The organism is Streptomyces sp. NPDC001796, from assembly GCF_042892355.1.
Classification (GTDB): Bacteria; Actinomycetota; Actinomycetes; order Streptomycetales; family Streptomycetaceae; genus Streptomyces.
In genome coordinates this window covers 1-17,718 of record NZ_JBIAUC010000015.1, presented here as the reverse complement: position 1 = coordinate 17,718, position 17,718 = coordinate 1, and the positions used below count along the sequence as shown (strand labels likewise).

The following is a 17,718-nucleotide window of genomic DNA, read 5'->3' as shown; positions in this document are numbered from 1 at the left end:
CATCAACCGATCGGCTGACGGGGTGATACGACCGCGTGACGCCGGGTCGTACGGCCCCTCGAACACCCAGGTCGTAGGACCAGCGGTGGACCTCGGGCGGGCCGAAACTCGGTGGGCAGTGTCAGTGCCGATCCGTAGGCTCGCACTGATGCCGACGACACGTGCAACCACCAGCGACCGTTCCGCCGTCCGCACCCTGCTGCGCCTGTGGCCGTATGTGCGCCCGGTGCGGCTGCGGCTGTTCACCGCGGCGTTCGTCGCGATCGTCGCCTCCTGCGTGGGGCTCGTGATCCCGCTCGTCCTGAAGTGGATGGTGGACGGGCCCGTCACCGACCGGGACCCGGCGGGGGTGTGGCTCGGCGCGCTGTACCTGCTGCTGCTGGGGATCGCCGAGGCCGGGCTGTTCGGGGTGCGGCGGTGGCTGGTGGCGCGGCCGCTGTCGCGCGTCGAGGCGGAGATGCGGGCGGATCTGTACCGGCATCTGCAACGGCTTCCGGTCGCCTTCCACGACCGGTGGGCGTCCGGACAGTTGCTGTCCCGGGGCACGACGGACCTGATGCTGCTGCGTCAGTTCCTGGCGTTTCCGCTGACGTTCCTGCTGGTGAACGGCGTGACGATCCTGGTGGGTGTGGTGATCATGCTGCTCCAGGACTGGACCCTCGGACTGGTCGTCCTGGGGCCCGGCATCCCGGTCGTCGTGATGTGCGCCGTGTTCGAGCGGCGGTACGCGCTGGTGGCGCGGCGGGCGCAGGACCAGGTGGGCGACCTGACCACCGTGGTCGAGGAGAGCGTGCTCGGCATCCGCATCATCAAGGGGTTCGGGCGGCACCGCAGCCAGGCCCGGGCGTTCCGGGAGCTGTCGCGCACGCTGCGCGGGACGGAGCTGGCCAAGGCGCGGCTGCTGGCGGCGATCTGGGCGGTCATCGTGACGCTGCCGGAGGTGGCCCTCGGGGCGGCGCTGGTCGTCGGGGCGGTGCAGGTCGCGGACGGCCGGTTGTCGGCGGGAACTCTGGTGGCCTTTCTCTCCACGGCTCTCGCGCTGCGGTGGCCGGTGGAGTCCATCGGCTTCCTGCTGGCGATGAGCCAGGAGGCGGCGACGGCCACGGAGCGGTACTTCGAAGTCATGGACGAGGAGCCGGAGGCGCCGCGTGCCGCCGAGTTGCGGTCCCGACTCCCGGGCCGCACCGGCACCCGCACCGCCACCGGCACCGGCACCGGCACCGGCACCGGCACCGGGCAACCCGACGGCCTGCGGTTCGACAACGTTTCCTTCCGCTACCCCGACGCACCGACCGGCTCCCGGCCGATCCTCGACGGCATCGACCTGCACATCCGCCCCGGCGAGACCATGGCCCTGGTAGGAGCCACCGGCAGTGGCAAGACCACGCTCACCGCACTCATCCCCCGCCTGCACGAGGTGACCTCGGGACGTATCACCCTCGACGGAGTCGACATCACCGCCATGTCCCGAGAAGAGCTCCGTTCCCAGGTGGCCGTCGCCTTCGAGGAACCCACCCTCTTCTCCGCCACCGTCGCCGCCAACGTCCTCATGGGTGCCCCCGACACCGCCGGTGAGAAGGAGCTGGAGCGGGCCCTCGCCGTCGCCCAGGCCGACTTCGCCCACGCCCTCCCCCAGGGAACCCGCACCCAGGTCGGCGAGCAGGGCCTCAGCCTCTCCGGAGGCCAGCGGCAGCGCCTCGCGCTGGCCCGCGCCGTCGTCGGCACTCCCCGCTTCCTCGTCCTCGACGATCCCCTCTCCGCCCTCGACGTGCACACCGAGGCCGCAGTGGAGGCCGCCCTGCGCCGGGTGCTCGACGGCACGACCGCCCTGGTCGTCGCGCACCGCCCGTCCACCGTCCTGCTCGCCGACCACGTCGCCCTGCTCTCCGGCGGCCGTATCGCCGCCGTCGGCACCCACCAGGAACTGCTGCGCACCGACGCCGAGTACGCCCATCTGATGTCCGGAGACCCCGCACGCTCCCAGGACAGCGAGGAGGTCCTATGACGGCGCCCACGACGACCGCGCCGAACGACGAGGAACAGGGCCGGGAGGGGCCCGCCCCGGACCCGGCCGCCTCCGACGACCCCTTCGACCGCGACGCCCTCCCCGCACCCCCGGGAGCCACCGCCGCGCTGCTGCGCTCGCTGCTCGCCCCCCTCAAGGCCCGAACCGCCCTGACCTGCGTCCTGCTGCTGCTCCAGCAGGCGGCTGTGCAGGTGGGCCCGCTACTGGTGGCGTACGCCATCGACCGCGCCGTACCGGCCTTACGGCACGGCGACCACGGCCCGCTCATCGCGGTGGCGGTCGGCTATCTGCTGTCCGCCGCGGCCTCCGGCGTGCTGCAGTACGCGTTCACGATCGCCTCCGCCCGCGTCAACCAGGATGTGCTGCTCGATCTGCGCGGCCGCATCTTCCGCCACGCGCAGGCGCTGAGCATCGACTTCCACGAGCGCTACACCTCGGGCCGGCTGATCTCGCGGTCCACGACGGACGTGGAGTCGCTGCGCGAACTGCTCAGCGAGGGCCTCCAGGAACTGGCCACCGTCATCCTGTCGTTCGTCTACATCTCGGCGATGCTGCTCTGGCTCGACCTGGGCCTCGGCGCGGTCGCGGTGGCCTCCCTGGTACCGCTGTACGGGCTGGTCCGGCTCTACCGGCGCCGGGCGGGACGCGTCTTCCGCAGGCGGTCGACCGCGATCGCCGCGGTGATCGTGAAGTTCGCGGAGACCATGAACGGCATCCGCCCGGTGCGCGCGTTCCGCCGGGAGGAGGCCAACGACGCCGACTTCCGCGTCCTGAACCGGCGGCACGAGCGGACCAACGGCGACGCACTGCTGGAGATGGCCCGCTATGTCACCGGCTCCCGTCTGATCGCCAACACGGCGGTGGCCGGAATCGTGCTGTGGGGCGCGTACCGGGTGGCGGAGGGCTCCCTCGCGCTGGGTGTGCTGGCGGCGGCGGTGCTGTATCTGCGGCGGCTGTACGACCCCATCGACCGGCTCGGCATGTTCCTGAACTCCTACCAGTCGGCCGCGGCCTCGCTGGAGAAGATCGCGGGGCTGCTGGCGCAGAGGCCGTCCGTGCCGGAGCCGGCCCACCCGAGCGGGCTCCCGCCGCTGAAGGGCGACCAGCCGGGCCGCGAGGTCGTCTTCGAGGAGGTCCGGTTCGCGTACCGCACGGGTGGCGAGGTGCTGCCGCGCTTCTCGCTCACCCTGCCGGCCGGGCAGACGGTGGCGGTGGTCGGCGCGACGGGCGCGGGCAAGTCGACGCTCGCCAAGCTGCTGGCCCGTTTCTACGACCCGACCGACGGCCGCGTCCTGCTGGACGGCGTGGATCTGCGCGACCTCGCGCTGCCCGACCTCAGGCGCGGGGTGGTCATGGTGACCCAGGAGGCGTTCCTGTTCTCCGGGACGGTCGCCGAGAACATCGCGATCGGCCGCCCTGACGCGACCCGCGAGGAGATGGAGCGGGCGGCGAAGGCGATCGGCGCGCACGACTTCATCGCCGCGCTGCCGGAGGGCTACGACACCGACGTGCGCAAACGCGGCGGCCGTATCTCGGCCGGGCAGCGGCAACTCGTGGCGTTCGCCCGGGCGTTGCTCGCCGACCCGGCGGTGCTGATCCTCGACGAGGCGACCAGCTCCCTCGACGTCCCCGGCGAACGGGCCGTGCAGCGGGCGATGGAGACGGTGCTGCGGGGCCGTACGGCCGTGGTGATCGCGCACCGGCTGTCGACGGTGGAGATCGCCGACCGGGTGCTCGTGATGGAGGGCGGCCGCATCGTCGAGGACGGCAGCCCGGCGGAACTGATCGCGGGGACGGGACGGTTCGCGGATCTGCACCGGGCCTGGCGGGACAGCCTGGCGTGAGCGGAACGGCGGGATCGGCGAGAACCGGAAGAACGGGGAGACGGGACGATGATCGACGCGTACGAGGATCCCGGGAAGCCCGACTGTCGCGGCGGCTGGCGGTACATGTGGTGGCTGGTGAAGCGGCAGCCGGGGCGTGCCGTGGCGGGGGCGCTGCTCGGCAGCGTGTGGATGGTGCTGCTGGCGGCGACGCCGTACCTGATGGCCCGGGCGGTCGACGAGGGTCTTCGGCCGGGTGACATGGACGTTCTGGCCGCGTGGTCAACGGCGCTGTTCTCGGTCGGGGTGTTCAACGCCTGGCTGAGCATCATGCGGCACCGGGTGATGACCCGGGTGCGGATGGACGCCAACTTCCGCACGGTGAAGGTGGTCGTGGGGCACGCGGTCCGGCTGGGGGCCGCGCTGCCGCGGCGGGCCGGGGCCGGTGAGGTGGTCACGATCGGCGTGGGCGACGTGCAGACGATCGCCGGCGCGCTGACGGTCGTGGGCCCCGGTGTGGGTGCGGTCGTCGCGTACCTGGTGGTAGCGGGGCTGCTGCTGTCGGTCTCCGTGCGGCTCGCCGCGGTCGTGCTGCTCGGCGTGCCCGTGATCGCCCTGATCGTCGGACCGCTGATGGGGCGGTTGCAGGGCACGGAGGCGGAGTACCGGGAGCGGCAGGGCGTGCTGACCGCCCGGATCGGCGACCTCGCGGGCGGGCTGCGGGTCCTCAACGGCCTCGGGGGGAAGGGGTTGTTCGCGGACGCCTTCCGCCGGGACTCCCAGCGGCTGCGGGAGCAGGGGTACCGGGTCGGGTCGGTGACCAGCTGGATGCAGGCGCTCGGGGTGGGGCTGCCGACGCTGTTCCTCGCCGTCGTGACCTGGCTCGCGGCGCGGCTCGCCGCCCGGGGGGACATCACCGTCGGCGAGCTGGTGGCGGTGTACGGGTATGTCGCCGTGATCGTGCGTCCGGTGGCGTTCTTCCTGGAGTGCGGCTACCAGCTCAGCCGTGGTGTGGTGGCGGCCCGGCGCGTCGTACGGCTGCTGCGGCTGGAGCCGGAGCCGGACGACGGCACCTGCGACGCTCCCCCGCAGCCGTCCGTGCTGCACGACCCGGAGTCCGGGGTGCGGGTGCCTCCCGGGCGGCTGACCGCCCTGGCCGGGGCGCGGCCCGCGGACACCGCGGCGGTCGTCGACCGCCTGGGCCGGTACGTCCCGTCGGAGGCGACCTGGGGCGGGGTGCGCCTGGACGGCATCCCGCTGTCACAGGTGCGGGAGCGGATCCTGGTCGCCGACAACGAGGCCGACCTGTTCGCCGGGACGCTGCGCGAGCTGGTCGCGGGCGCCCGTGAGGCGCAGGACGTCGATGACACGGCGATCGGGCGGGCGGTGCACGCCGCTGTGGCCGACGACATCGTGCAGGGCCTGCCGGACGGACTCGGCTCGGCGGTCGACGCGCAGGGACGCAACCTGTCCGGCGGCCAGCGGCAGCGCGTCCGGCTCGTGCGGGCGCTGCTCGCCGACCCGGAGGTGCTGCTGGCGGTCGAGCCCACGTCGGCGCTCGATGCGCACACCGAGGCGGCGGTCGCAGAGCGGCTGCGGGAGGCGCGCGAGGGCCGTACCACCGTGGTGACCACGACCTCCCCGCTGGTCCTGGACCGGGCGGACACCGTCCACTACCTGGTCGACGGCAAGGTCGCGGCCACCGGGAGCCACCGGCGGCTGCTCGAGGCGGAGCCGGGCTACCGGGCGCTGGTGGCGCGGGACACCGACACCGCCGATGCAGAGGAGGTCGTGGCGTGAGCCGGGGACAGCTGCCCGTGGCCGAACGGGTCGACGTGCGGCGGGCCGCCGTACGGCTCGTGCGGGCCGACGGGCGGGCCTTCGCCGCGGTACTGGCCCTGAACGCGGCGGCCTCCGGGGCCGGGCTGGCCGGTCCGTGGCTGCTCGGGCGGATCGTCGACGAGGTCCGGTCCGGGGCCGGCGTCGGTGCGGTGGACCGCCTGGCGCTCGGCATCCTGCTGTGCTCGCTGGCGCAGCTGCTGCTGTCGCGCTGGGCCCGGTACGTGGGTCACCGCTTCGGGGAGCGGACCCTGGCCCGCGTGCGCGAGGAGTTCGTCGACCGGGTGCTCGCGCTGCCCGCCTCCGTGGTGGAGCGGGCCGGCACCGGGGACCTGACCGCGCGCGGCACCGCCGACGTGGCGACCGTGGGCACCACGTTGCGCGACGCCGGCCCCGAGCTGCTGATCAACACCGTGCAGGCGCTGTTCCTGCTGGGCGCGGTCTTCGCGCTCGACCCGCTGCTCGGCGCGATCGGCGTGTTCGCTCTGATGCCCGTCTGGTGCGTGCTGCGCTGGTATCTGCGCCGGGCCAGGGACGGCTACCTCGCCGAGGGCGCGGCGAACTCCCAGGTCGCCGAGATCGTGGCGGCGACGGCGTCCGGGGCGCGCACGGTGGAGGCGTTCCGTTTGCAGGAGCGGCGGATCGCGACGAGCCGGGACGCGCTGGACGTCTCCCGGCGCCGGCGCCTGTACACGCTGTCCCTGCGGTCCGTGTTCTTCCCGGTGGTGGAGGTCTCCTACGTCCTCCCGGTGGCCGGGGTGCTGCTGGCCGGCGGGGCGCTGCAGGCGCACGGGGCGATGAGCCTGGGGTCGGTGGTGGCCGCCGCGGTGTATCTGCAGCAGTTCAGCTCACCGCTGGACGAGATCCTGATGCGGGTCGAGCAGTTGCAGAGCAGCGGCGCGTCCTTCGCCCGGGTGGAGGGGCTCGCCCGGGCCCCGCAGGCCGGCCCGGAGGGCACGCCGGCCGTCCCGGCGGACGACCGGATCGACGTGACGGACGTGCACTACGCCTACGACCGCGGGGGCGAGGTGCTGCGCGGGGTGGACCTGACCGTGCGGCCGGGCGAACGGCTGGCGGTGGTCGGCCCCTCCGGCGCCGGCAAGACCACCCTGAGCCGCCTGCTGGCCGGCATCGACACGCCGACCGAGGGCTCGGTGACGGTGGGCGGCGTGCCCGTCTGCGCCCTCGGTCCGGAGCGGCTGCGCCGCCAGGTCGTCCTCGTCACCCAGGAGCACCACGTCTTCCTCGGCACGGTCCGCGACAACCTGCGGGTCGCCGAACCGTCCGCGACGGACGAGCAGCTGTGGGCGGCGCTCGCCGCGGTGGGCGCCGACGACTGGGTGCGGGAGCTGCCGGACGGCCTGGCCTCCGAGCTGGGGCCGACGGGTTGCCGCACGGACGGCTCACAGGCCCAGCAACTGGCGCTGGCCCGGGTGGTGCTGGCCGACCCGCACACGCTGATCCTCGACGAGGCCACGGCCATGCTGGATCCGACGACGGCCCGCCACACGGAGCGCGCACTGGCGGCGGTCCTCAAGGGCCGCACGGTCATCGCGATCGCCCACCGCCTCCACACGGCCCACGACGCGGACCGGGTGGCGGTGATGGAGAACGGCCTCCTGACGGAACTGGGCACGCACGACGACCTGGTGACGGCCCAGGGGGCGTACGCGGCATTGTGGCGGACGTGGCACGGAGACGGCAGTCCCCGGCCGCCGGGTGACGGCACCCGGGTGCCGGCCACCGGGTGACGGCCACCGGGAGAACGGGCGGTCGCCGCCATCGGGGCATACCACCTCCTCGCCGAATTCCCGGCAAACGATCCGTATATCGGACGTGACCAACCGGCCAACGAACGATTTCCGGCCAACCTATTGATGCGATCCTGACAACTTCATCGCTCTCTGCCACGCTTCCCACGGCCCCTCCACAGCAACCCCACAGCTTCGACCGCTGCGCTGGGCCGCGACACCCTTCACGCACTGCGCACCCGCACCTGGTTCCGCGTTCCGCCCCTGTTCTGCCCGGACGGCCCACCCTCCGTCCGGTCTCCCCTGGCCGCGCGACCCGCGGCCACGCAGAAGGAGTCAGTGTTGAGAAGCAGTTCCTCTCGCAGACGCACCTCCCACGCCCCCTCCCGTCGCGCCGCCGCCGTCGCCCTCGTCGGCGTCTCGGCGCTGCTCGCCGCCGCCGTCCAGTCGGGCGCCGCGAGCGCCGCCCCGGCCGGCCCCGCCGCCGGGAAGTTCGACCCCGCCCACGCGGCCCTGAAGCTCTCCCCCTCGCAGCGCGCCGAGCTGATCCGCGACGCCGACGCGGCGAAGGCGGACACCGCCAGGCAGATCGGCCTCGGCGCCCAGGAGAAGCTGGTCGTCAAGGACGTCGTCAAGGACGGTGACGGCACGCTCCACACCCGCTACGAGCGCACCTACGCCGGCCTTCCCGTCCTCGGCGGCGACCTCGTCGTCGACACGAGCAAGTCGGGGACGACGCAGAAGGTCGTCAAGGCCACGCAGGCCGCCCTCAAGGTCGCCTCGCTGACCCCCGCGATCGCACCCGCCAAGGCGGAGAAGCAGGCGCTGTCCGCGGCCCGGGCGGCGGGCTCGAGCAGGACCGGCGCGGACCAGGCGCCCCGCAAGGTGATCTGGGCGGCGAGCGGCAAGCCGGTGCTGGCCTACGAGACGGTCGTCGGCGGCTTCCAGGACGACGGCACGCCCAACGAACTGCACGTCATCACCGACGCCGCCACCGGCAAGGAGCTCTACCGCTACCAGGGCGTCGAGACCGGCATCGGCAACACCCAGTACAGCGGCCAGGTCACCCTGACCACCACGCAGTCCGGGTCGACGTACACGCTGAACGACGGCTCGCGCGGCGGGCACAAGACGTACAACCTCAACCGCGGAACGTCCGGCACCGGCACGCTGTTCTCGCAGTCGAGCGACACCTGGGGCAACGGCACCACGTCCAACGCCGCGACCGCGGGCGCCGACGCGCACTACGGCGCGGCCGTCACCTGGGACTTCTACAAGAACACCTTCGGGCGCAGCGGCATCAGGAACGACGGCAAGGCGGCGTACTCGCGGGTCCACTACGGCAACGCGTACGTGAACGCCTTCTGGGACGACGGCTGCTTCTGCATGACCTACGGCGACGGCTCCGGCAACGCCGACCCGCTGACCTCCCTCGACGTGGCGGGCCACGAGATGAGCCACGGCGTCACCTCCAACACCGCGGGACTCAACTACAGCGGTGAGTCCGGCGGTCTGAACGAGGCGACCAGCGACATCATGGGCACCGGCGTGGAGTTCTACGCCAACAACGCCTCCGACCCCGGTGACTACCTCATCGGCGAGAAGATCGACATCAACGGCGACGGCACCCCGCTGCGCTACATGGACAAGCCCAGCAAGGACGGCGGCTCCGCCGACAGCTGGTACTCGGGTGTGGGCAACCTCGACGTGCACTACTCGTCGGGCGTGGCGAACCACTTCTTCTACCTCCTGTCGGAGGGCAGCGGCGCCAAGGTCATAGGCGGCGTGAGCTACAACTCGCCGACGGCGGACGGCCTTCCGGTCACCGGCATCGGCCGGGACAAGGCGCTGCAGATCTGGTACCGGGCGCTGACCACGAAGTTCACCTCGACCACCAACTACGCCGGCGCCCGCACCGGCACGCTCGCCGCGGCGGGTGAGCTCTACGGCACCTCCAGCGCCGAGTACAAGGCGGTGCAGGACGCCTGGGCGGCCGTCGCGGTCGGGTCGCGCTCGGGCGGGGGCGGCGGCGGTGGCACGTCGTACGAGAACACGACCCCGGTCTCCATCCCGGACAACGGACCCGCCGTCACATCGTCGATCACCGTCTCCGGCAGGACCGGAAACGCGCCGAGCAACCTCCAGGTGACCGTCGACATCACGCACACGTGGCGCGGTGACCTCGTGATCGATCTGGTCGGCCCCTCGGGCGCCTCCTACCGCCTGAAGAACTTCAGTTCCTCCGACTCGGCGGACAACGTCAAGGCGACCTACACGGTCAACGCCTCCTCCGAAACGGCCAACGGCACCTGGAAGTTGAAGGTCCAGGACCAGGCTGCGCAGGACGTCGGCACCCTCAACAGCTGGAAGCTGACCTTCCCGTAAACCGCACCCCGAGCAGTGCGGATCGGGCGCCGTCACCGAGGTGGGCGACCTCGGGGCGGCGCCCGTTTACATGCCCGCAACGTTCACCTACGAGTCGACTTTCGGCCAACATCACTTCGAACTCCTGACATGTACGCGACCGCATGTCACGCTTCCACCGCTGCCGCACATGCACCGCAACTTCACAACCGATCCGGTTGGTAACCCCACGCCGACCGGAATCCCCCACAGAAGGAGCTTGTGTGACTCCCCGCTACGCGCGTCACCAGCGCACCACGCTGGCCATCGCCACCGCCGTCGCCGCAGGAGCCCTCCTCACCACGGGCCTGACCGCGAACGCCTCGGCCCAGACCCAGGCCGCTTCCGCCGGCAAGGCGCCTCTCGCCGCCGCCCCGACCTACCTGTCCGCCGCGGCCCGCACCTCGCTCATCGCGACGGCCGAGGAGAACGCCGCCGAGACGGCCCGGCAGATAGGCCTCGGCGCCCAGGAGAAGCTGGTCGTCAAGGACGTCGTCAAGGACGTCGACGGCACGGTCCACACCCGCTACGAGCGTACCTACGCCGGCCTTCCGGTCCTCGGCGGCGACCTCGTCGTCCACTCGAAGTCCGGCAGGACCGAGGGCGTGACCAGAGCGAGCGGCGCGGCCATCAAGCTGGCCTCGCTCAAGCCGCAGATCGCTCCCGCCAAGGCCGAGAAGCAGGCGCTGACCGTCGCGAAGGCCGCGGGCTCGGACAAGACCGCCGCCGACAGCGCGCCCCGCAAGGTGATCTGGGCGGGCAGCGGCAAGCCGGTCCTCGCCTACGAGACGGTCGTCGGCGGCCTCCAGGACGACGGCACCCCGAACCAGCTGCACGTCATCACCGACGCGGCCACCGGCAAGAAGCTGTACGAGTACCAGGGCATCGAGACCGGCACCGGCAAGAGCCTGTACTCGGGCACGGTCACCCTGAACACCACCCTGTCCGGGTCGACCTACCAGCTGTACGACACCACGCGGGGCGGCCACAAGACGTACAACCTCAAGCACAGCAGCAGCTCGTCCACGGGCACCCTGTTCACCGACTCGGACGACGTCTGGGGCACGGGGACGGCCTCCAGCTCGTCCACGGACCAGACGGCCGCCGCCGACGCCGCCTACGGCGCCCAGGTGACCTGGGACTTCTACAAGAACACCTTCGGCCGCAGCGGCATCAAGAACGACGGCAAGGCGGCCTACTCCCGCGTCCACTACGGCAACGCCTACGTCAACGCCTTCTGGGACGACAGCTGCTTCTGCATGACCTACGGCGACGGCTCCGGGAACACCCACCCGCTGACCTCCCTCGACGTGGCGGGCCACGAGATGAGCCACGGCGTCACCTCCAACACGGCCGGCCTGAACTACAGCGGCGAGTCGGGCGGTCTGAACGAGGCGACCTCGGACATCTTCGGTACGGGCGTGGAGTTCTACGCCAACAACGCCTCCGACCCCGGTGACTACCTCATCGGCGAGAAGATCGACATCAACGGCGACGGCACCCCGCTGCGCTACATGGACAAGCCCAGCAAGGACGGCGGCTCCGCCGACTACTGGTCCTCCAGTGTCGGCAGCAAGGACGTGCACTACTCGTCCGGTGTCGCCAACCACTTCTTCTACCTCCTGTCGGAGGGCAGCGGCGCCAAGACGATCAACGGCGTCAGCTACAACTCGCCGACGTACAACGGCTCCACGGTCACCGGCATCGGTCGCGCCAAGGCGCTGCAGATCTGGTACAAGGCGCTGACCACGTACATGACGTCGACGACGAACTACAAGGGCGCCCGCACGGCGACCCTGAGCGCGGCGTCCGCCCTGTACGGCTCCGGCAGCACCGAGTACAACGCGGTGGCGGCGGCCTGGTCCGCGGTGAACGTGAACTAGCACGCACGCCGACACGGCGGCCCCCGGCGGGAAGGTCACGCCGGGGGCCGCCCTAGGCTGGGGCGCATGTCCTTCACCTACGAGGATGTCGGCGCCACCCGCGTGCCCGGCCACTGCCCCGAGGGCTTCCGCCCGCTGCACGTCCGTGCTCGCCTCGGCGAGGGAGAACCGGTGTTCCACAGGGCCGCCGAGGCGGTTCTGACCTGGGAGCTGCACCGGGCGATGGGCGTCGGAGTCTCGGTCACCGAGGACAGGGCGGCCCCGGGGGTGGACGTCACCATCACCCTGGCCGGCATGATCAAGGCCCCGTGCCGCGTGGTCTGGACGCTCGAGGAGCCCCGCCGCGCCGGCTGGGCGTACGGCACGCTGCCGGGCCACCCGGAGTGCGGTGAGGAGGCCTTCGTGGTGGACCGCACGGGCGACGGCACGGTCTGGCTGACGATCTCGGCCTTCAGCCGGCCCGCCAGGTGGTACACGAGGGCGGGCGGACCAGCCGCACGGGGGTTCCAGCACGCGTACGCACGGCGGTGCGGGGCGGTGCTGCGGAGGCTGTGCGCGGATCCGGACGAACTCGCGTAGTCGCGGCCGTACGGAGACGACGAACCACGACCGCGGTTCCACGCCTTCGCCTCCAAGGAGAAGACGTCGCACGCCAACGCCGGCAGGCACGAGGAGCCGCCCGGGTTCGAGGCCGCCGGCGCGGTCCGGTTCTTCGCCCGGCACCTCGGCCGGGCCGTCACATCACCGGCCCGACCGACCTGACGGTATCGGCGCCTCGGGCACCGGTCGGGCGCCGATACCTCTGCCCCGGGTTGTCGAGCGGGCGCTAGCGCATGAGCACCCCCGCCGCCCCCACCATCTCCTCCGACGGCGCCGCCACCAGCCCCATCTCCGCGCTCGACGCCAGCAGTCGATGCGACGGCAGGATGCGGACCGTGTAGCCGAACGGGCCCGTGCGGTCCAGGGACAGGGGCCCCTCGTACAGCAAGCGGCCCTCCGCGTCCGGGCCGCCCACCGGTTTCAGCGGCACCGGTGTCGGGTCCTCCAGGCGGTCCTCCATGTCCACACGGCCCGCCACCGCCTGCACCTCCACGTCGTCCGGTCCCAGCTCGCCCAGGCCGACCCGGACGCGGAGCGCCAGCGTCGTGCCCAGTTCCGCCGTCTCCGTCGTGGCCGACGTCTCGACGTGGTCGACCGTGACCGACGGCCAGGCGGAGCGCACACGCGCCTTCCAGCCCGCCAGCTCCCGCGCCGCCTGCGGTGTCATCGCCCGGTGCGCGTGGGCCGCCGGGGTGTACAGGCGTTCCACGTACTCCCGGACCATCCGGCCCGCCAGCACCTTCGGGCCCAGGTGGACGAGGGTCTGGCGGACCATCTCGATCCAGCGGTCCGGCAGCCCGCCCTGGCCACGCTCGTAGAAGCGCGGCGCCACTCGCTGCTCCAGCAGCTCGTACAGCGCCGCGGCCTCGAGGTCGTCGCGCCGGTCCTCGTCCGTCCCCGCGCCGTCGGCGGTGGGGATCGCCCAGCCGAAGTCCGGCTGGAACCACTCGTCCCACCAGCCGTCGAGCACCGACAGGTTGAGGCAGCCGTTGAGCGCCGCCTTCATCCCGCTCGTCCCGCACGCCTCCAGGGGACGCAGCGGGTTGTTCAGCCACACGTCACAGCCGGGGTAGAGCTTCTGCGCCATCGCCATGCCGTAGTCGGGGAGGAACACGATGCGGTGGCGCACCCGCGGGTCGTCCGCGAACCGGACCAGCTCCTGGATCAGGCGCTTTCCGCCGTCGTCGGCGGGGTGTGCCTTTCCGGCCACCACGATCTGGATCGGGTGTTCGGGGTGCAACAGCAGTTCCATCAGGCGGTCGGGGTCGCGCAGCATCAGCGTCAGACGCTTGTACGACGGAACACGGCGCGCGAAGCCGATCGTCAGGACGTCCGGATCGAGGACGCCGTCGATCCAGCCCAACTCCGCCGTTCCGGCACCACGCTGCCGCCAGGACGCGTACAGCCGCTCCCGGACCTCGAGGACCAGCTGCTCGCGCAGCACCCGGCGCAGGTCCCAGATGTCCTGGTCGGGGATCTCGGCGATCGCGTCCCAGCGCTCGCGCCCGCCCTCGGTCATGGCGTCCTCGGTGCGCTCGGCGCCGATCTGCCGCGCGCCGAGCCGGAACACCTCCGGTGCCACCCAGGTCGGCGCGTGCACCCCGTTCGTCACGGACGTGATCGGCACCTCGTCGGCGTCGAAGCCCGGCCACAGGCCCGAGAACATCTCCCGGCTGACGTTGCCGTGGAGGAGGGACACCCCGTTGGCGCGCTGGCCGAGGCGGAGGCCCATCACGGCCATGTTGAACAGGTTCGGTTCGCCGCCCGGGTAGGTCTCCATGCCCAGCCGCAGGATCCGTTCCACGTCGATGCCCGGCAGCTCGGCGTCCGGGCCGAAGTGGCGCGCCACCAGCTCCCGGTCGAAGCGGTCGATGCCGGCCGGGACGGGGGTGTGGGTGGTGAAGACCGTGCCGGAGCGCACGGCTTCCAGGGCGGAGTCGAAGTCGAGCCCGCCCTCGCACAGTTCTGCGATCCGCTCCAGGCCGAGGAAGCCCGCGTGCCCCTCGTTGGTGTGGAACACCTCCGGCTCGGGGTGCCCGGTCAGCCGGCAGTACGTGCGCACGGCGCGCACCCCGCCGATGCCGAGCAGCATCTCCTGCAGCAGCCGGTGCTCGCTGCCGCCGCCGTACAGCCGGTCGGTGACGCCCCGCTCGCCGAAGTCGTTCTCCTCCACGTCCGAGTCGAGCATCAGCAGCGGCACCCGGCCCACCTGGGCGAGCCAGACACGGGCCTTCAGGCGGCGGCCTCCGGGCAGGCCGAGGGAGACCTGGGCGGAGGTGCCGTCCGGCTCGCTCAGCGGTGTGAGCGGCAGCTCGTTCGGGTCGAGCACCGGGTAGTGCTCCTGCTGCCAGCCGTCGCGGGAGAGCGTCTGCCGGAAGTAGCCGTGCCGGTACAGCAGGCCCACGCCGATCAGCGGGACGCCGAGGTCGCTGGCCGCCTTCAGATGGTCCCCGGCGAGGATGCCGAGGCCGCCCGAGTACTGGGGCAGCGCCGCGGTGATGCCGAACTCGGGCGAGAAGTAGGCGATGGCGGCGGGCAGGCCGGAGGACCGGTCCTCGGACTGGTACCAGCGTTCGCCGGTGACGTAGTCGTGCAGATCGTCGGCGGCCGCGGTGAGGCGGCGCAGGAAGCGGCGGTCCTCGGCCAGCTCGGCGAGCCGGGCGGGAGGCACGCTCCCCAGCAGCCGCACCGGGTCGCCGCCCGAGACGGCCCACCGCTCGGGGTCGACGGACTGGAAGAGGTCACGGGTCTCCGCATGCCACGACCAGCGCAGATTGCGCGCCAGGTCGCTCAGCGGCTGGAGGGCTTCGGGGAGGACGGGACGTACGGTGAACCTGCGGATGGCCTTCACGAATTCCACCTTCACGGAGGACGTACGTAGCGTCTCCGACGGTACGCTGCGCTCCGCTGTGGCGGCACGGCGTCTGTGCGGTTACCGCCGGTTCGTAGGCACCCGGGAGTGCGGCGGCCGTCGCCGGGGGCTCCGCCCCCGTACCCCCGATCGGCCCGAACGGCCTCGTCCTCAAGCTCCTCCATGCTCTTCGAGCCGACCGAAAAACAACGCAACTTTTACACATCCGCCATCCCCCGATATGGCCGATTCCCCACGCATAGGCGACCTTGTGGTGGTTCGCGCCCGCACGAGAGGCTTCAGGCGGCGTACCGGCCGCGAACTGCGGGCGGGTCGCGCCGAGTTGGGAGGGGAACTCGAGTCATGGCACGGATGAGAGAGACGCGTCTGCGCTGGGCGGGCGGTCTGACCACCATCGCCACGGTCGCGGCGCTCGCGGCCGTCGCACAGCCCGCGCAGGCGGCCCCGGAAGGAACCGTCCTCGGCGCCGGTGCTCCCGGCGCCGTCAGCGGCAGCTACATCGTGACGCTCAAGGGGGGAACACAGGCCCTGTCGCCCGCCGGCAAGGGCATCGCCGAGAAGTACGGGGCGAGAATCAGCCACACCTACGGCAGCGCGCTCAACGGCTACGCGGTGACCGTCGACGAGCGGCAGGCCCGGCGTCTCGCGGCCGACTCCCGCGTGGCCTCGGTCGTCCAGGACACCCGGGTCTCGCTCGACCACTACCAGAAGAACCCGCCCTCGTGGGGCCTGGACCGGATCGACCAGCCGAACCCGCCGCTCGACCAGGGCTACACCTGGCCCGAACCGGCGGGAGCGGGCGTGACGGCGTACGTCATCGACACCGGCATCCGCATCTCGCACCAGGACTTCGGCGGCCGGGCGAGCTACGGCTGGGACTTCGTCGACAACGACGCGACCGCCCAGGACGGCAACGGACACGGCACACACGTGGCCGGCACCGTCGCGGGCGCCACGTACGGCGTGGCCAAGCAGGCCGAGGTCGTCGCCGTACGCGTCCTCGACGACAACGGCGCCGGTACCACCGCGCAGGTCATCGCGGGCATCGACTGGGTGACCAAGCACGCGAGGAAGCCGGCGGTGGCCAACCTGAGCCTGGGCGGTTACGCGAACGCGCAGCTGGACGCGGCCGTGCGCAACTCCATCGCCTCCGGCGTCACCTACGCGGTCGCCGCCGGCAACGACGGGCTCGCGGCCGGCCTGTACTCCCCGGCCCGGGTCGATCAGGCCATCACGGTCGGCGCCAGCGACCGGAAGGACGCCCGGGCGAGCTTCTCCAACTGGGGCCCGAGCCTGGACCTGTTCGCCCCCGGCGTGGCGATCACCTCGGACTCGAACGCGAGCGACACCGGCACAGCCACGCTCTCCGGCACGTCGATGGCGGCACCGCACGTCGCGGGCGCCGCCGCCCTCTACCTGGCCCGCCACCCCAAGGCCACCCCGGCGCAGGTCAGCCAGGCCCTCGTACGGCGGGCGGCCTCCGGGCGGATCAAGGGCGCGGGCATCGGGTCGCCCAACAAGCTGCTCCAGGTCGACAATCCTTGACCCCCGGTTAACCGGACACGCGTACTCTGACCGGCCTCGCCCCTTGTCGCGGGCGGGGCCGGTCCTCTTGGCTGTACTGAATGCGGCCGGTCTTGAACGTAGACGTACGCGTGAGTAGTTAACAAAGTGCCGGAATGCCCACCCGTACTGCGGGAAGGCTCATCCGGTAACCCCGCCGGCCCACCTTCCGACACCCCATCCGCCCGGACATGTTGACGCGGACAGGAGCGGTCATGCCCCCGACGCACCACTCGCCGGCACCCCCGGCACCTGGCACCACCCCCGCACGACACACTGACGCCGGTCCCCCCGCCCAGCGGACACCCGCCTCGGACGCGGGGCCGAGCCCGGCGCCGGAGACCGGTCCCACCCTCGGACGCATCCCCGTCCTCGACGTACGCCCCCTCGTCCTCGGCGGCCGGCGCCCGGCCAAGGCCGTGGTCGACGAGGAGTTCGAGATCTCCGCGACCGTCTTCCGCGAGGGCCACGACGCCGTCGCCGCGAACGTCGTCCTCACCGACGCCGAAGGCCGCCGGGGACCCTGGACACCGATGCGTGAACTGGCCCCCGGCACCGACCGCTGGGGAGCCGTCGTCTCCCTGCCGAGCGAGGGCCGCTGGACCTACGCCGTGGAGGCGTGGGGCGATCCGGTCAGCACCTGGCGCCACCATGCGCAGATCAAGATTCCGGCGGGAATGGACACCGAACTCGTCCTGGAGGAGGGCGCACGGCTGTACGAGCGCGCGGCCGCCGGCGTCCCCGAAGGGGAGGACGGGCAAGGCGTGCTGCTGGCCGCGGCCCGCGCCCTGCGCGACACCGGCCGCCCGGCCGCCTCCCGTCTCGCGGCGGCGTTGACGCCTGAGGTGGATGCGGTGCTGGCCCGGTTTCCGTTGCGTGAACTGGTGACTTCGTCGGATCCGTTGCCGTTGGTGGTGGAGCGGGAGCGGGCGTTGTTCGGGTCGTGGTACGAGTTCTT

Annotated in this window: 10 protein-coding genes; 9 read left to right on the top strand and 1 reads right to left on the bottom strand. The window is 72.1% G+C overall.

Annotated elements, in window-relative coordinates; genetic code table 11:
- Positions 1-148 precede the first annotated feature (148 nt).
- The 7 genes from ACFYZE_RS25970 to ACFYZE_RS25940 all read left to right on the top strand — a co-directional run bounded on the left by ACFYZE_RS25970 (position 149) and on the right by ACFYZE_RS25940 (position 12,304).
- Entirely contained in the window at positions 149-2,005 is a 1,857-nt protein-coding gene (locus tag ACFYZE_RS25970; protein ID WP_388998672.1) for an ABC transporter ATP-binding protein, read from the top strand.
- Entirely contained in the window at positions 2,002-3,870 is a 1,869-nt protein-coding gene (locus tag ACFYZE_RS25965; RefSeq protein WP_388998669.1) for an ABC transporter ATP-binding protein, read from the top strand. Before ACFYZE_RS25970 ends, ACFYZE_RS25965 begins: the two co-directional genes overlap by 4 nt.
- Before the next feature lie 48 nt (positions 3,871-3,918).
- Positions 3,919-5,649 carry an ABC transporter ATP-binding protein gene (locus ACFYZE_RS25960; protein WP_388998666.1) on the top strand — a complete coding sequence of 577 codons (1,731 nt, stop codon included), beginning with the start codon at positions 3,919-3,921 and terminating at the stop codon, positions 5,647-5,649.
- Positions 5,646-7,439, top strand: a complete 1,794-nt coding sequence (locus tag ACFYZE_RS25955) for an ABC transporter ATP-binding protein (RefSeq protein WP_388998663.1) — start codon at positions 5,646-5,648, stop codon at positions 7,437-7,439. The genes ACFYZE_RS25960 and ACFYZE_RS25955 overlap by 4 nt, the downstream gene beginning before the upstream one ends.
- 342 nt (positions 7,440-7,781) lie before the next feature.
- Complete coding sequence (locus ACFYZE_RS25950; RefSeq protein ID WP_388998660.1) at positions 7,782-9,824, top strand: M4 family metallopeptidase; 2,043 nt, start codon at positions 7,782-7,784, stop codon at positions 9,822-9,824.
- Between the two features lie 242 nt (positions 9,825-10,066).
- A complete protein-coding gene (locus tag ACFYZE_RS25945) occupies positions 10,067-11,725 on the top strand; it encodes a M4 family metallopeptidase (RefSeq protein WP_388998657.1) in 1,659 nt (552 codons plus the stop codon).
- 66 nt (positions 11,726-11,791) lie between these two features.
- Positions 11,792-12,304 carry a DUF1990 family protein gene (locus tag ACFYZE_RS25940; RefSeq protein WP_388998654.1) on the top strand — a complete coding sequence of 171 codons (513 nt, stop codon included), beginning with the start codon at positions 11,792-11,794 and terminating at the stop codon, positions 12,302-12,304.
- Positions 12,305-12,551: 247 nt separating this feature from the next.
- Here the strand turns inward: ACFYZE_RS25940 and ACFYZE_RS25935 are convergent, their stop codons facing one another.
- Positions 12,552-15,176 (bottom strand): glycosyltransferase family 1 protein, encoded by a 2,625-nt coding sequence (locus ACFYZE_RS25935; RefSeq protein ID WP_388998651.1) that lies wholly within the window; start codon positions 15,174-15,176, stop codon positions 12,552-12,554.
- Between the two features lie 363 nt (positions 15,177-15,539).
- Here ACFYZE_RS25935 and ACFYZE_RS25930 point away from each other — a divergent pair, with 363 nt between their 5' ends.
- Both ACFYZE_RS25930 and ACFYZE_RS25925 read left to right on the top strand, forming a co-directional pair.
- A complete protein-coding gene (locus ACFYZE_RS25930; RefSeq protein ID WP_388998648.1) occupies positions 15,540-16,742 on the top strand; it encodes a S8 family peptidase in 1,203 nt (400 codons plus the stop codon).
- 233 nt (positions 16,743-16,975) lie between these two features.
- Positions 16,976-17,718, top strand: a 743-nt coding sequence (locus ACFYZE_RS25925) for a maltotransferase domain-containing protein (RefSeq protein ID WP_388998645.1), incomplete at its 3' end; no start/stop codon positions are given.

Bases quoted from the DNA above. Each gene is read 5' to 3' on its own strand.
- ACFYZE_RS25970 (WP_388998672.1), top strand. From the start codon at position 149: ATGCCGACGACACGTGCAACCACCAGCGACCGTTCCGCCGTCCGCACC.
- ACFYZE_RS25965 (WP_388998669.1), top strand. From the start codon at position 2,002: ATGACGGCGCCCACGACGACCGCGCCGAACGACGAGGAACAGGGCCGG.
- ACFYZE_RS25960 (WP_388998666.1), top strand. From the start codon at position 3,919: ATGATCGACGCGTACGAGGATCCCGGGAAGCCCGACTGTCGCGGCGGC.
- ACFYZE_RS25940 (WP_388998654.1), top strand. From the start codon at position 11,792: ATGTCCTTCACCTACGAGGATGTCGGCGCCACCCGCGTGCCCGGCCAC.
- ACFYZE_RS25930 (WP_388998648.1), top strand. From the start codon at position 15,540: ATGGCACGGATGAGAGAGACGCGTCTGCGCTGGGCGGGCGGTCTGACC.